Source organism: Campylobacter concisus (genome assembly GCF_902460845.1).
GTDB lineage: Bacteria > Campylobacterota > Campylobacteria > Campylobacterales > Campylobacteraceae > Campylobacter_A > Campylobacter_A concisus_X.
The window spans coordinates 1-14,772 of sequence record NZ_CABPVS010000002.1 but is presented as its reverse complement, the minus strand read 5'-3'; the positions used below and the strand labels follow the sequence as shown (position 1 = coordinate 14,772).

The 14,772-nt window shown below is 32.3% G+C and carries 15 protein-coding genes and 1 pseudogene; all 16 read left to right on the top strand.

Annotation, left to right across the window (positions count from 1 at the left end; genetic code table 11):
- Nucleotides 1-549, top strand: a complete 549-nt coding sequence (locus F3H00_RS01670) for a hypothetical protein (protein ID WP_103596805.1) — start codon at nt 1-3, stop codon at nt 547-549.
- On the top strand, nt 550-1,497 hold the full coding sequence (virB9, locus tag F3H00_RS01665) for a P-type conjugative transfer protein VirB9 (protein WP_103594654.1): 948 nt from the start codon (nt 550-552) through the stop codon (nt 1,495-1,497).
- Nucleotides 1,484-2,629 carry a type IV secretion system protein VirB10 gene (gene virB10, locus F3H00_RS01660; protein WP_223155225.1) on the top strand — a complete coding sequence of 382 codons (1,146 nt, stop codon included), beginning with the start codon at nt 1,484-1,486 and terminating at the stop codon, nt 2,627-2,629. Before virB9 ends, virB10 begins: the two co-directional genes overlap by 14 nt.
- Nucleotides 2,626-3,627 (top strand): ATPase, T2SS/T4P/T4SS family, encoded by a 1,002-nt coding sequence (locus tag F3H00_RS01655; protein ID WP_103594655.1) that lies wholly within the window; start codon nt 2,626-2,628, stop codon nt 3,625-3,627. The genes virB10 and F3H00_RS01655 overlap by 4 nt, the downstream gene beginning before the upstream one ends.
- Nucleotides 3,624-5,417 (top strand): annotated as a pseudogene (locus tag F3H00_RS01650) (type IV secretory system conjugative DNA transfer family protein); the annotation flags it as partial. The gene F3H00_RS01655 and the pseudogene F3H00_RS01650, both read left to right, overlap by 4 nt.
- A gap of 363 nt (nt 5,418-5,780) precedes the next feature.
- Complete coding sequence (locus F3H00_RS01645; protein WP_103568025.1) at nt 5,781-6,002, top strand: helix-turn-helix domain-containing protein; 222 nt, start codon at nt 5,781-5,783, stop codon at nt 6,000-6,002.
- 16 nt (nt 6,003-6,018) lie between these two features.
- Nucleotides 6,019-6,489 (top strand): cag pathogenicity island Cag12 family protein, encoded by a 471-nt coding sequence (locus F3H00_RS01640; RefSeq protein ID WP_180999549.1) that lies wholly within the window; start codon nt 6,019-6,021, stop codon nt 6,487-6,489.
- The gene (locus F3H00_RS01635) at nt 6,446-7,150 is read left to right on the top strand and encodes a TrbM/KikA/MpfK family conjugal transfer protein (RefSeq protein ID WP_103609469.1); all 705 of its coding nucleotides are present in this window, start codon (nt 6,446-6,448) and stop codon (nt 7,148-7,150) included. The genes F3H00_RS01640 and F3H00_RS01635 overlap by 44 nt, the downstream gene beginning before the upstream one ends.
- Entirely contained in the window at nt 7,150-8,121 is a 972-nt protein-coding gene (locus tag F3H00_RS01630; RefSeq protein WP_103594658.1) for a hypothetical protein, read from the top strand. The genes F3H00_RS01635 and F3H00_RS01630 overlap by 1 nt, the downstream gene beginning before the upstream one ends.
- Nucleotides 8,122-8,155: 34 nt before the next feature.
- Complete coding sequence (locus F3H00_RS01625) at nt 8,156-8,902, top strand: hypothetical protein (RefSeq protein WP_149703665.1); 747 nt, start codon at nt 8,156-8,158, stop codon at nt 8,900-8,902.
- 143 nt (nt 8,903-9,045) lie between these two features.
- Nucleotides 9,046-11,292 carry a DNA topoisomerase III gene (topB, locus tag F3H00_RS01620; protein ID WP_149703664.1) on the top strand — a complete coding sequence of 749 codons (2,247 nt, stop codon included), beginning with the start codon at nt 9,046-9,048 and terminating at the stop codon, nt 11,290-11,292.
- Nucleotides 11,293-11,302: 10 nt separating this feature from the next.
- Nucleotides 11,303-11,815 (top strand): hypothetical protein, encoded by a 513-nt coding sequence (locus F3H00_RS01615; protein ID WP_103568030.1) that lies wholly within the window; start codon nt 11,303-11,305, stop codon nt 11,813-11,815.
- A gap of 1 nt (nt 11,816) precedes the next feature.
- Nucleotides 11,817-13,064, top strand: a complete 1,248-nt coding sequence (locus F3H00_RS01610; RefSeq protein ID WP_103596808.1) for a hypothetical protein — start codon at nt 11,817-11,819, stop codon at nt 13,062-13,064.
- On the top strand, nt 13,061-13,561 hold the full coding sequence (locus F3H00_RS01605) for a lytic transglycosylase domain-containing protein (RefSeq protein WP_103568032.1): 501 nt from the start codon (nt 13,061-13,063) through the stop codon (nt 13,559-13,561). Before F3H00_RS01610 ends, F3H00_RS01605 begins: the two co-directional genes overlap by 4 nt.
- Nucleotides 13,558-14,562 carry a toprim domain-containing protein gene (locus F3H00_RS01600; RefSeq protein WP_103568033.1) on the top strand — a complete coding sequence of 335 codons (1,005 nt, stop codon included), beginning with the start codon at nt 13,558-13,560 and terminating at the stop codon, nt 14,560-14,562. Before F3H00_RS01605 ends, F3H00_RS01600 begins: the two co-directional genes overlap by 4 nt.
- Complete coding sequence (locus tag F3H00_RS01595; protein WP_103568034.1) at nt 14,559-14,741, top strand: hypothetical protein; 183 nt, start codon at nt 14,559-14,561, stop codon at nt 14,739-14,741. Before F3H00_RS01600 ends, F3H00_RS01595 begins: the two co-directional genes overlap by 4 nt.
- Nucleotides 14,742-14,772 lie beyond the last annotated feature (31 nt).

The following is a 14,772-nucleotide window of genomic DNA, read 5'->3' as shown; positions in this document are numbered from 1 at the left end:
ATGGATTTTAAAACAGCATATACGCACGATTTGCTTACTCAAGCCGAACAATGCTTCTCAGACAAGGAGCTCACGCATAGCTTTTTAAAATTTATTTTCAATAGTTCTAAAAATAGACAAGAAGCAGAGAGAAAACTAAAAGCCCTTAGGGCTAGAATTTTTCATTTAGAAGATATGGCAAAAAATTCTTACAACATGATCCTTGATATGCAACGCACCGCACAACAAGAAGAATATGAGTTAGACAAAAAACAAAGACAAGTCTTTGGTAATAGTGAAATTTATGACTTTTTTATAGATAGCAAAAATGATGAATTTATAGCATATCTAAAGGAAATGGCGCCATTAGAGCGAATAAATACAGCTATTAAACAATTTGAAACGATGAGAGCACGTTGTGATAGTCTAATAGATGGTTTAAGAAAAAGTCATCCTATGAAGAGCAATCAAGTCATTACACAAACACCACAAATAAGTCCTAAGACGAGAACAAGCAACACATTACAGCTAGATCGTGGCTTATATTTAAACAATACTGGGAGATTTTAAATGATAAAAAATAATAAAAAATTATTTAATATTGCAATAATTTTACTCTTAGCAATAGCAAATTTACACGCAGTAAATACTCCAAGGCTATCTAAATTTGACAAACGCATCACGTATGCAACATACAATGCCGATGACGTTGTCTTAGTTAAGTGCAAAGAGGGTTTTGTGAGTATTATAGAATTTGAAAAAGATGAACGCATCGTAAATATAGCAACTGGGTTTAGCGATGGTTGGGAAGTAATGGATAAAGATAACTATCTATTTATTAAACCAAAGAGTTACACCATAAAATCCGAAGAACAAAATATGACCAATGAAAGTGGTGAGCAAATAGAATTTTATGGTAGTTCGGTTATTCAACCAAATGCAGCTGATTGGAAGACAAATCTAATCATCACAACAAATAAAGATAAAGTTTATACATTTGATTTGGAGCTAGGAGAGATTAACAAGATTAATTACAAACTAACTTTTAATTATGCAACCCCTAAAGAAAAGATAGAAAAAGAGAAAGCCGAAAAAGAACTCGCCGAAAAAGCAGCAAAAGAAAAGGCACTATATAAAAAAGAGATCGATAGAAATACAATACCTAGAAATTGGAACTTTGTAATGCATGTAAATAAAGATAGTGAAACTATAACACCTGATTATGCATATGACGATGGTATCTTTACATATCTTGGTTTTAGCTCAACTAAAACTATACCAAGTGTCTTTCTCTTTGATGATGCCAATAAAGAAAGCATCCTCAATACTCATATCAAAAAAGACGGCAAATATGACGTAGTTGTGATCCACAAGACAGCTAAAAAAATTTTACTAAGAAGTGGCAATAAGTTAGTCGGAATCATAAATAATGGCTATGGTCAAAATCCACTTGATAAAACCTACAGCACTAATAAAGACAATATTCAAAGAGAGATTATAGACAATGAGCAAAAATAGAAGTAATGAAAATATGAATAATCAAGAGTCTCAAGTTGAAAGAATTGAATATGAGCATCCAGAAGTCGAAAATGAGCCAAGCAAAAAATTAATGGTTATTGCGGTCATGGTTTTATGTCTGGTTGTTTTTGTTATGGTTGGTCTTAGTTTTTTAGGGAAAAATAGAGAGGCAAATGATGCTGTAAAATCACAAATTCAACAAATAGGAACTGAAGTAAAGAATAAAAATTTTGAGTTGCCTCAGCAAGAAGTGTCTCAAAAGAATTTTCAAGAGTTTCAAACTGCTCCAGCACCACAACAAACGCCTGTGCAAGTAGCGAGCAAGCCAGACCCTTTATCAAATACTACGGTAGTTCAAAAAACTATTTTTAAGCCTAAAGTTTTTAAAACTGGTAGTAGTTTGGCGATTGCAACAAGTAGTTCAAGCAAAAAAGATATATATGTTGCCGACCAAAACATATCTTGGGCAGAACAAGCCAAACGTTTTGAAGAAGACCAGGATTATGAAGGCAATACATACACTCCAAAAATTGCCGTAAAAGACAAATTTAACCCTAGTCTCTTGCTTCAAAAAGGCACATATATTGGTTGTTCGCTCGACACTAGACTTGTGTCTCAAATTAAAGGCGGAATATCTTGCACAACTAGCGAAGACGTATATAGCAAAGATGGCGTAACCCTCCTAATTGAAAAGGGAAGCAAAATCTTTGGCAGCTTCAGAAGCGGAGAGATGAATGATGGAATGAATAGAATTTTTGTTATTTGGAGCGAGATCAGAACACCAAACAATATTAACATTCCAGTTCAAAGTGGTGCTAGTGATGAATTAGGCGGTAGCGGTCTACAAGGATACGTTGATCATCAATGGCTAAAAAGATTTGGTGCTAGCATATTGCTTTCAATGGTAGATGACGTTTTTAATTATGCTGCAAATGGCAAACGTGACAATAGCTATGACTATAGTGAAAACACAAGAGACTCTACACAACAAATGGCAAATACTGCACTTGAGGAATTTATAAAAATAAAACCAGTCCTTTATAGAAATCAAGGAGATATAGTTGGTGTTTACGTCAATCGCGATATAGACTTTAGTAAGGTGTATAAGCTTACAATAGGTAGAAGAAAATGAGCACAATGGGATTAGACAAATCTGCTATGCTAGATGGCTACGTCAAAAAGTATTTTGGCAAGTATCTAGATGATGAAAGTATAAATGAAATAGCTTACAACGGCGGAAATCTAATTTGGACTGAAGATATAATCGGTAATTGGTCTAGTCACGAAAGTGAATTAAACTTTAATGCTGCCCAATCTTTTGCTAATGCATGTGCCGCTTATAAAAACGATAAGATAGAAAGACAAAAACCTATTTTATCATGCATTCTCTCAACTGGAGAGAGAGTGCAAATAGTTATACCAAATGCTACAAAAGAAAATCATATATCAATCACCATTAGAAAACCTAGTAAGGTTCGTTATACGATAGATGACTACATTAATAATGGTTCAATAGATGCAAAAATGGCAAATGAACTAAAAATAGCTATCGAAAATGGCAAGAATATTATTATTTGTGGTGAAACTGGTAGCGGAAAAACTACTTTTATGAAAACACTTATCGATTTTATACCATTAGATGAAAGAATTATTACTATAGAAGATGTTGAGGAAATTAAATTTTGGGATCATAAAAATTTTGTTCAACTCTTTTATCCAAGTGAGGCAAAAAGCGATAGTCTAGTAAATGCCACAACTCTCTTAAAGAGCTGCTTGAGAATGAAACCCAGCAGAATTCTACTAGCAGAAGTTAGGGGTGGTGAAACATATGATTTTTTAAATGTGATTTCAAGTGGTCATAATGGCAGTATGACAAGTTGTCATGCTGGTAGTGTTAAGTCAGCCATAGATCGTCTTGTAATGATGAGCATGCAAAATACTCAAGCCCAAGTTCTAGGTAAAGATATGTTGCTTGATATTGTTTCAAATACAATTGACTACATCGTAGTTTTTAAGCGTCTTGGCAAGAAACGTCAAGTTACAGAATACTTGGCTAATGGCGAATATTTCATAAGAAATAATGAAGGTAATGCTTTTGTTGAGTCTAGCTTAAGGAACGCTAAGCAATGAAAAAAATGCAGATTGGTTTTTTAATTGCAATTGCCTTAATTATAGGCTATTTCTTGGCTAGTGTATTATTTTTTGGACTAAATCACAGTTTTAAAAAGCTTCCAAAAATATGGTATTTAGGGCTTACTTTTGATATGCTGATAAACGGCTGGTCAAAAGCATATTTGGCTTACTTTATTGCAAATTTAATAAGTTTCACTCTAGCTTTTTTACTACCATTTTTACCAAAGAAACAAAGCCTACACGGAGATGCAAGATTTGCAAATGCCAATGATGTAAAGAAAATGGATCTTTATGGAGATGGAATAATCATTGGTAAATTTCAAAACCGCCTCTTAAGATTTGGCGGTCAGCAGTTCGTATCGCTTGGCGCTCCAACACGTAGCGGAAAAGGCGTTGGTATTGTTATTCCAAATTTACTTGACTGGAAAGAGAGTGCAGTTGTTCAAGATATTAAACAAGAGTGCTTTGACTTTACTAGCGGATATAGAGAAAAAATACTAGGGCAAAAAGTATATTTATTTGATCCGTTCAATAAACGCACTCATAGATATAATCCACTAGCTTATATTGATATGGCAAGCGATAATGCAGATGGACAGCTAACTGATTTTGCAAATATTTTATATCCCATGACAGGCGATAGCACTACGCAGTTTTTTAACCAACTAGCTCAAAACTTATTTATAGGAATTTGTTATATCGTTCATGATCTTTTAAATTCAAAAGGTGGCATTTCGCTCCTAAAAGCTCTAAATATGGAGATAGATTTTACACTATATGGTATTTTGCAAATGAGCGAAGGTTTTAAAGGTGAAGTTGATATAGACGGCAATAGAAAAATTATATTCAAGGCATTTGATGATACATATAATGTTTTATCTGAGCTTGGACTAATTGGTAAAAAAGCTCAAATGCGTTGCCAAAGCTATTTCAAGATTGATAGCGATAACACAAAAAGTGGCGTTATGTCAAGCTTCAATGCTCCTTTGATGATGTTTAGAAATGACAATATGAGGCTTGCTACTTCAGCAAATGATTTTGATTTTAGAGATCTTCGTAAAGAAAAAATGACTATTTATGTAGGTATTACTCCTGATCAATTGGCAAATGCGAAGCTAATTTTAAACATATTTTGGCAGCAATTAATCTTGGTAAATACAAAAGAGTTACCGCAAGCTAATCCCGATTTAAAATATAAAGTGCTTTTAGTAATGGATGAATTTACTGCACCAGGCTTTTTAGGAATATATTTAAAGTCAATTAGCTTTATAGCTGGATATTGGCTAAGAAGCCTAATGATCTATCAATCAAACTCACAACTTGAAGCAAATCAACCTGATGGATATGGTAGAGAAGGCGCTAAAACACTGCTTACAAACCATGCTTGTCAAATTTTTTATACACCAAGAGAACAAGAGGATGCTAAAAAGATTAGCGAAATTTTAGGAACAAAAACCATTAAAAATAGGAGTAGAAATCTGGGACAAGGCGGTGGAGGAAGTGAAAGTGACACAAGTAGAGCCTTAATGCTTGCGCAAGAATTACGAGAAATGCCTTTTGAAAACGAGCTAATTACGATTGATAATGGCAAGCCTATTATGGCAAAAAAGGCATTTTACTACTCAGATCGCTACTTTATGAACAAGTTCAAAGAAGTAAGTCCAAGCCTTAGAGCGATCGATGGAGATAAATATAAGATAAAAGTGAAAGAAAATGGAAAGATACCAAATCGCAATCAATTAGAGAAAGCTATTCAAAATGGTGAGACAAACATAGAAGTCCCTATTCAAAACATAGCAAATATAAAAGCATACTTTAAAGAGCTTTATAATGATGAAAGTTCTAGATATAAAAATTTACCTGAAATAGTTCATGAAATAGATGAAACTCAAGAAGAATATGAAAAAAAACTTAGACTTCAAAGGGATAAAGATGAAGCAATAAAAGAAGAGACTCAAAAGCTTTACGAGCAACAAATAGTCGAACAATCGAGTAATGCAAATAAAAGTGTAGAAAATATCGATACTGATCCGGCAGCAGAAGAAACAATCAACGATAGCGATAGCATAGAAGAATTAATGGCTCAAAATGCTAGTTGCCCAAATTTTGATGAATTAGACGATGAGAGACAAGACTATAGTGAGTAGATAATGAAAGATACAAGCTTTTATGAAAAATATATAACACCAGCACAACTGGAAGAGATGTTTGGCATTAGTAGAGGACTTCAAAATAAGTTACGAATGCAAAAGAACTATACGGATGAGAATAGACAAAAACATTTACCTTTGCCATTTTTAAAAATTGGCAACCGTATTTTATACAACATTGATAGCATCAAACAATGGCTAGAAGACATAGAACAAAAGTAATTTCCGAGGAGACAAAATGATTAAATTTACGAGTTTAGCAAGTATGGCAGCTATATCCTTTTTATTTTTTGGATGTTCAAGCATACCAAAGCCAATAGAACTTGATAGTAGTAGTCAAATCACTATCAACCAAGAGCTAATTAGGCAAGAAAGACACAATATTCCGCTAGATCCATTCTTAAAACAAAATAACTGGACATATAACTTAATGTTTGAAAAAAATGACGATGAGTATATACCAAATAATATGATTGTTAAAACATTTTATGTAGCGCACAATGCCGATAAGATCATAGTTATTGGAAATAAAAAGATAGCCCAAGACTACAAAGATTACTTGGCAAGCAATGGTTGTAAGAATATTGCTATTCATCCAGTAGATAGCATTGGACAATCTAAAAAACGCGTAAATATCTTATTTTTTGGAATGAAAGGGAAAAACGATGAAGATTATATCAAAAGCTTTACTAACTTGTTTGATTTTTAATAGTGCCGTATGTGGAGCTGACGAGCTTACTGGGGATACAAAACTAGCATGCGAAGCTATTTTGTGCCTATCAAGTAGCGAAAGACCAAGTGAGTGTTCGGCAAGTTTAAGTAAATACTTTTCAATAAGAGCAAAAAAGGCACATGAAACGGCAAAAAAGAGGAAAAATTTCTTAAAGCTTTGCCCAACTGATACTGCTATAAAAACAGACCAAGATTACGCAAGTTTGATTGATACTATATCAGAGATAGGTGGGGGATGTGATGCTAGCGATCTTAACAAGAATTTAGACAAACGTCGTGTCTGGGATAGTGAGAAAGGACTATATCAAACTCAAATTAGAATAAGCCCAAACATGCCTGAATATTGTAAAAGACTTGCTCGTCATAATTATACAAATATTAAGGACTTGAAATATACTTGCGACACCAAGTTTTATGACGAGAATATATGGAAAAGAGGATATGAGCTACAAACTATAAGTCAAGCTCAATACAACGCTTTAAGTAGCGATAAAAAAGAAATTCAACCAAATCCAGAATTTTCGAAATGTGGCGACATAAACAAAAGTTACCATTGGCGACAGAGTTGTCGTCAACATATATCTCAATACCTATTCTTTGAGAAGAAGTATTTTAGTAAAACATGCTGGGTAGACTGATGGAAAATGAAAATCTATTTGATAGCACTGGCTCATCTGAAGTTGCACCAATAAGAAAACTCGAAAGCAAAGATGAAATCATAGCTAGGCTTCAAAAAGAGGCAGAAAATGCCAAAAACGAGCTAGATAATGTAGAGCAAGGCAAAAAAGAATTGCAAGAAAGACTTGAAAGACTAGTTTATGAGCGTAATACAACAGCTGATATTTTAAAGAATGAAGTGGCGGAGCTAAATTCTAAATTTGAAAAAGCTGGATTGAAAATAAGCGAAAAAGGCGTTGTCTCTGTCTTAGATTATTCCAACTACCAAAAAAGAGTTGACATGAGTTTCAATATGTTTAATAGTGAGCTAAATTTGGTTCAACAAGCCTTTGAAAGATTTGCAACAGAAAATAATGCAGATTACAGTAGATACGTCAAAATGGTTCAATCGCTTATGGATGAGAGTGCGAAGCTTAAACAACTCTTTGAATACCTAAATGAATTTATGCTCAATCCTCCTAGTAAAGAATTTATGGCTCTCATGAATAATACACTTGCTATTAGGAAAATAGCTCAAGACTATAAAGAATTTGAAAACATCGCAGACATAACTAAAATTAAGGCAACCATGCAAGATCAAGAAGATGCCTTTAACGAGATGACTATGCAGTTTAATAATTTTGCTGAAAATCAAAACAAATTCTTTGAAGAAGAGCTAAATAAGATTGAAATTTTTAAGGATAAGATAAACATAAGGCTAAATGATACTGGAGATGAATACAAAAGATTTAGTGAGAATATGATCGCTCATTTAAACGATCAGTTAAAAGTTTTTGAGGTAAATCTGGCTGAGTATAAAGAAATTAGAGAAAATGAAACAAAAATACTAAAAAACTTAAAAAAAGGAGGATACGCACTAACAGGATTACTTTTCATGATGTGCTTGACACTTGGTGGAGTTATCGGTTACGCTATTTTTTTAATCAAATAGCGTTATAAAAATTTTAACTTAAAAGGATAAAACAATGGCAGATTTTGACAGAACAGAAAACGGCAACGAAAAGAACCTTGCAACAATTTTCATAAGCAAAACTGAATTACCAGAACAAAACAAAACATTAATTGGCTTTGGCATGGAGCGTCCATACGAAAAAGAAGGAAAAGAAATAGAACTTGGTGCAGTAAAAGCATTTTATGCTATAGAAAATGCTAGAAATTTTCTCAATGGTGTTGATTGTCGCAATCACCCAGTAAAAATAGAGTGCGGCTTACAAAACGAAAAGCACACTTTCTATACAGCATCTACTTGGATACACAATGGCATAAACGATAAGACTGGTCAAGCTTATAGTCTTCATAAAATGGCAATCACAATTCGCCCAGAGATTAAAAACGAAGCTGGCGAAATAGTTCAACAGCAAGAGAGAATTTTTGCTACAAAAAATAGAAATGGCGTAAAAGGTTACTCTTTTGATGTTACAAATGATAGTGCCCTCGAGAAAGAATTTTTAAGCAATATTTCCAAAGGCTTTAACTTGGGTCTGGTCGCTGAGAAAAATGAGACATTGGCTAAAAATCCAAAACTTATGGAAATCGTTAATAAAATTCCAGACAGATCAGCCGTAACAATGAATTATGACTTTGTTAAGCAACAAGGCATAGTCGTATTGCCAGAAACCATGAAAGCAGTCACAAAATCAGTAAGCAAAGGTGCTGAAATTTTAAATGGCGAATTAAAGCAAGAGCAAAAAAGTCAAGGTTTTGATAGATAGTCTCACTTCAACTTTTTTGCTGTATTTAGGGCTAAAACTGCTACTTTTAGCCCTTCAAAAATTATAATAAAAAATAATTTTAAAATGTATAAAAATATAAAAAACAATTTAAAACAATTTAAAAAATTAATGAAGGATACAAAATGGGTAGATTATTTATAGCAGAAAAACCTGAACTTGCACGTGCAATAGCTAAAGGGCTTATTGGCAATGAAAGTAAAGGTAATGGCTTCATTAGAAAAGGTAACGATACCATAACTTGGGCTTTTGGACACATTTTAGAGCTTTTTAAGCCTGACGATTATGCAGAAAAATATAAAAAATGGAATTTAGGAGATCTACCCTTTGAAATAGAGAAATTTAAATATAAGCCTATTGACAAGAGCAAAGATCAACTTAAAATAATTTTAAACTTATTAAAAGAAAAAGATATAACAGAAGTTATTCATTGTGGTGATGCGGACGATGAGGGACAAATTTTAGTTGATGAAATTTTAGCTTATGCAAATAATAAGTTACCAGTAAAAAGAATGTTAATAAATGACCTTAGTGAAGCTGGCATCAAGAAAGAGTTAAATAATATAAAGTCAAATGATGACTTTTATGGGCTTTCTCAACGTGGTTTTGCAAGAAGCTTGGCTGATTGGATAGTCGGACTAAATTTAACTAGAGCATTTACCGTTGTGGCTAGAAATAAGGGGTATCAAAATGGTGTTTTAAATTTAGGACGTGTCCAAACCCCTATTCTCTCCTTAGTGGTAAATAGAGATAAAGAAAATGAAGATTTTAAAAGTCTGGAATACTTTGCAATTAGTGGTGAATTTAAAAGCTTTGATGGTATAGATTTTCGTGCAAATTTAAAAACTGATGATAAAATTACAGATAAGAATTTAGCTCAAAACATATTAAAAGAGTGCGAAAACAAATCCGCAAGAATTACAATTAAGAAAACCGAAAAGAAGAAAGAGCTACCGCCACTTCCTTACAATTTATTAAAACTTCAAGCTCAATGCGCAAAAGAATTTGGCTTAAAACCTGATAAAGTTCTTGCTATTACTCAAGACTTAAGAGAGAAATTTCACTTAATAACTTATAACAGAAGTGATTGCGAATACCTACCTGATACAATGTATGATGAGTCGCCAGCTATTATACAAAGTTTAAAAGAAATTTTTAAAAATACAGACGATATTGAGCTAAAAGGGATTTTAGACAATGCTGATCTTACTATAAAAGGTGCAGCATTTAACTCAGCAAATATTTCGGCTCACCATGGCATTGTCCCAACTGGAGCAAAAGCGTGTTTAAATGAACTAAGTAAGGATGAATTAAATATTTTTACACTTATAGCAAAAAGATTTGCATTGCAATTTTTTAAAGCAAGAGAATATGAGGCAACAAATATAGTTTTGGAACTTAACGAATATAAATTTACAGCCTCGCAAAATACCACAACTGATCTAGGTTTTACTTTCTATCTTAAACCGCAAAAAGATGAAAAAGATGGTAATGATGATGAAATAGAAAACACTTCAAAGTTGGATAATTTAATAGAAGGCTCTATGGCTGAGTGTTTAAAGATTAAACTTGAGCCAAAAAAAACTAAACCAAAGCCATTTTACACCATGGCAACACTTCTCACCGACTTAACTGGCGTAGCCAAATATGCTAAAGATCCGAACATTAAGAAATTACTCCTTGAAAAAGATCAAGGCAAAAAAGGAGAAAATGGAGGTATCGGAACCCCAGCTACTAGATCAAATCATATAAAAAGCTTGATAGATAATGAATTTATCAGTGTTAGCAATGACAAAAAGCAAATAATACATGCAACACAAAAAGGTAAAGACTTAATTTCAGTTGCACCTGAAATTTTAACCTGCGTTGATATGACTGCTTTATGGTTTGAAAAACAAAAAATGATCGAAAGCCGCGACTTAAGCTTGGATGACTTTTTAACAGAAATCAATCAACAAATAAAGGAAGAGATAGCAAAGGTAAAAGATAGCGATATGGGAAATTTTGAAACAAAACCAGATAATGCTCAAATTTGCCCTATTTGCAATAAGGGATACCTTATAAGACATGAAAGCCAAAATAAAAAAGGCGTATTTTGGTGGGGTTGCAGTCAATGGCGTGAAGGTTGTAAGGCATTTTATTACGATAACGATGGCAAACCACAACTTGAAACTAAGCCAAAACAAGAAATACCAAGTGATGCACCTATGTGTCCAAAATGTAAGAGTGGTAAGCTGCTGCCTAGAACCAGCGCGAAAGGTTTTAATTATTTTGCATGTAACGGTAAGTTAAAAAATGGTAATTGGTGCAATGCTAAATTTAAGACAAACGATAATGGCGAACTTGAAGAGATGGTTTTTGAGAAAAAATAAGGATAGTAGAATGCAAGCAGAAGATCTAAAAAAAATTATCAATACGGTAAGATTTAATGATATTTTATTAACTTTTAAAGATACAGAGGATTTCAAATGCTATTGTGATTTCTTAATCAATAAGCCAAATAGCATTCATGATAACAGCCACAGCTTTTGGAATAGTTATTATAAATTACAAAATAATATTCTAAAAGATATTGAAGAAAAAAATTCCAAATATGATCTTTGTAGAAACGAACAAACTAGAGAAGAAGCTGGTTTGTCTTTAGAACGATTAATAAATGAATGCGGCTGCGAAAACATAAAAGCCAATGTTATTTATTTTGATGCATTTGATAAAAAATCACAATACATCTATGCTGATGAATACGAAAAACTAGAAGAGCTTGTAAATATTATCGACAAAAAATACCACATCTCGAGTCATAAAACAAAATTTGCTTGTATACACTGGAATGATCACGAAGAAGAGTATCACTCACCAAAGGTCAGCATCCATAGAGTCTTAATAAAGGAATAACATGCCAACTTACAAAAATTTAAAATATATCAATGAAAGCAAAAATTCAATATTAAGTAATTTAGATAACAATTTACAAGAACAATATGCCAGTGACCTAGATCAAAATCTAAACGAACTCTACAATAATGAGGTTAGGTCGAAGATTGAAAAAATGGGGGATAAAAACCAACAAATTTCAGAATTTTTAAATGAAATGTATTCAAATGTTGATTACAACATGGATGAATTCGATCCAAAATACTTAAAAGAGAATAAAGAAAAATTTAAGGATATAAAAGGTGGCATAATCGCAAGTATTATTGACAAGAACAATAAAGCACAAAGCAATTACCAGCTTGAGAGCTTTTTCGAAAAGTATGATCAAATTTTTGACAAGAATACACCTCATGATAAGATAATAGATAATGTTGCTAGTAAATTTCTAGAACTCAATGGAGAACTTTATAACAAAATAGAGCATGAATCAGTATATAACGAAGCTGAACTAGCTCTTAGTAAAACATTATCTAAAAATATAACTTCACGCATTGATATTGATATAAACAAAGACGGAAATTATCAAATACATAAATTTAGTAAGTTGCTAGCTGCCAACAAAGAGTTTAGGGGAGATGAAAATATCGCCCTATTCCAAACTCTAAAAATGATGGATAAAACATTAATGGATGAAAACAATAAGGATTTTAAAGCTATACATGAAAAAATAGGCTTTAACTTTACTGATATTGATGGAAAAACTATTCATATCAATGCAAGACTTGGCGAAGGACACTTTCAAAAAGACTTAGATCATTTAGTAAAGATAGGTTGCAATGATTGTGGCATAGGTAGTGTTAGCAAAATAGCTAATAAAATTTTTATAAAATCCACTGAAACAAACGATCTAATTTTAGATCAAAATGAAGAACAAAACAAGGAGAGAGGCAAAGGATTAAATTTTAAAAATCCTGCAACAATTGATAATTTTGAAAAATGTTTAAAAGGTGGCATAGAAGCAACTGCAGCATTAGCTGAAAGCATAGGAGATGAAAGTATTACAGCTTTTACTCAAAATTTAAATCGTGTTGCTGGCATATCTGGTATAGGTAAACATATAAATAATATTGTATCGGCACAAAACAACAAAGAGGTAATAAATAGATTAGGTAAGGCATACACAGAAAAGGTCAAAAGTGGTGCAATAAAACTTCCAAAAGAAAAAGTTATGGAACACTCAAATCAAAAGAGCTTAGGCGCTAATAGATGAAATTTTTAAAACAATTTAAAACAATAAAATACTATAAAAAACTATTTATTATTATATTATCATTATCTACAATAGCGACAAATGTTTTAGCTATACCCAATGCTAATGAAAGTAGATACAATAAGCTCTTTTATAAATTTGGCAAAGAGTTTAATATCCCTCCGATACTTCTTTGGGCTATAGCAAAAACAGAGAGTAACTTTACCAATAATGCAAAGAATATTAACAACAATGGCTCAATAGATTATGGGTTGATGCAGATTAATTCAATTCATGAAACAACGTTAAAAGCTAAAAATTTAAGCATTGATGACCTATATAAGCCAGAAACAAACATTCAAATGGGAGCAATGATACTAAGAAATTGCATTAATAAACATGGTTGGGATTATAAAGCACTAAACTGCTATAACGGAAAAGTTGAAAATAATCCATATTCTCGTAAAGTTTTTGCAAATTTAAAAACTTTAAAACAAGCAAGAAGAGTAATTAAATGAACTTACACAAAGATGATACAAGGGCTTTTTTAGAATATCTTGGTTTTGACGTGGATAGCCACTATAAATTCAGGATGCGAGAAGATGAGCATACCGCTTCTGCTTCTATTGATCCAAAGAATGGCTATATTAAAGACTTTGGCAGTGGTTTTAGGGGTGATATAATAGCATTTTATAAGGAAATAAAGAATTGCGACGAAAGAAGTGCATTTTTAGAAGTAGCAGGTATTCTAGACAACCTAAAAATAGATCATGATCTAAATCATGGGCAAAAGACAAATATTGCTATTCATAAAAAAGCTATAAATGTTAGACCAATTAAAGAAGAACCCACAATAGATTATCTTGATGACGACATAGTAAAAAAATACGAAAATGAAAGGCGTGAGAATTTTACACGCTATCAAGAACTTTTACATAAACTGCTTCCAGTTTGTGACAATAATCAACGTAAAGAAATAGCTCAAAGATTTCAAATAGGTTATTCCAAAGAAGAAGATAGGTTGGTAATGCCATTAAGAAATGAGACTGGCAAGATCGTAACGCTTTGGAAATATAATCCAAATTTAAATATCAAATACACTTTTAGCAAAAATAGACCACGCTGCGCCTTTAATATCCAAGCATTAAAAGAATATACAAGAGATGATAGTCCTATATTCATAGCTGAAGGTGAAAAAGACTGCTTAAATATGTTGTCACGTGGATATAAGGCTATAAGCTTTGGGAGTGCTGCCACTCATTTAAAACAAATTCAAATTGATATGTTAAAAGATAGTTACATTGTTGTAGCATATGATTATGACGAGGCAGGGAAAAATGGTGCAAAGGCTTTAAAAGAGCAGTTAAATAACTCTTGTAAAGTTGTAGAAATAATAGAATGGGAAAAGATACTCAAACAAAACGGATTAGAAAAAGAGCTAAAGAAAGGATTTGATTTCACTGATTTTCTAAAACTTAGTGCCAAGGAGAGGGAAAAAAAACAAGGAATTAATAGATGACAGACAACAAAGAAAAAGATAATAGCCAATATAAACCAAAGAAAAGACAGGTTGTAATTTATTTAGAAGAAGATGAATTAAAATATTTAGACTATATCTATAATAAAAAATTCTTTCCAACTCGTGCCGCATATATTAGAATGCTTATTAATGAAGACAAAGAAATGAATGGCTATTAAAAATATTAAATATTTTAATATTGTATAAAAA

Bases quoted from the DNA above. Each gene is read 5' to 3' on its own strand.
- F3H00_RS01670 (WP_103596805.1), top strand. From the start codon at position 1: ATGGATTTTAAAACAGCATATACGCACGATTTGCTTACTCAAGCCGAA.
- virB9 (WP_103594654.1), top strand. From the start codon at position 550: ATGATAAAAAATAATAAAAAATTATTTAATATTGCAATAATTTTACTC.
- virB10 (WP_223155225.1), top strand. From the start codon at position 1,484: ATGAGCAAAAATAGAAGTAATGAAAATATGAATAATCAAGAGTCTCAA.
- F3H00_RS01655 (WP_103594655.1), top strand. From the start codon at position 2,626: ATGAGCACAATGGGATTAGACAAATCTGCTATGCTAGATGGCTACGTC.
- F3H00_RS01645 (WP_103568025.1), top strand. From the start codon at position 5,781: ATGAAAGATACAAGCTTTTATGAAAAATATATAACACCAGCACAACTG.
- F3H00_RS01640 (WP_180999549.1), top strand. From the start codon at position 6,019: ATGATTAAATTTACGAGTTTAGCAAGTATGGCAGCTATATCCTTTTTA.
- F3H00_RS01635 (WP_103609469.1), top strand. From the start codon at position 6,446: ATGAAGATTATATCAAAAGCTTTACTAACTTGTTTGATTTTTAATAGT.
- F3H00_RS01630 (WP_103594658.1), top strand. From the start codon at position 7,150: ATGGAAAATGAAAATCTATTTGATAGCACTGGCTCATCTGAAGTTGCA.
- F3H00_RS01625 (WP_149703665.1), top strand. From the start codon at position 8,156: ATGGCAGATTTTGACAGAACAGAAAACGGCAACGAAAAGAACCTTGCA.
- topB (WP_149703664.1), top strand. From the start codon at position 9,046: ATGGGTAGATTATTTATAGCAGAAAAACCTGAACTTGCACGTGCAATA.
- F3H00_RS01615 (WP_103568030.1), top strand. From the start codon at position 11,303: ATGCAAGCAGAAGATCTAAAAAAAATTATCAATACGGTAAGATTTAAT.
- F3H00_RS01610 (WP_103596808.1), top strand. From the start codon at position 11,817: ATGCCAACTTACAAAAATTTAAAATATATCAATGAAAGCAAAAATTCA.
- F3H00_RS01605 (WP_103568032.1), top strand. From the start codon at position 13,061: ATGAAATTTTTAAAACAATTTAAAACAATAAAATACTATAAAAAACTA.
- F3H00_RS01600 (WP_103568033.1), top strand. From the start codon at position 13,558: ATGAACTTACACAAAGATGATACAAGGGCTTTTTTAGAATATCTTGGT.
- F3H00_RS01595 (WP_103568034.1), top strand. From the start codon at position 14,559: ATGACAGACAACAAAGAAAAAGATAATAGCCAATATAAACCAAAGAAA.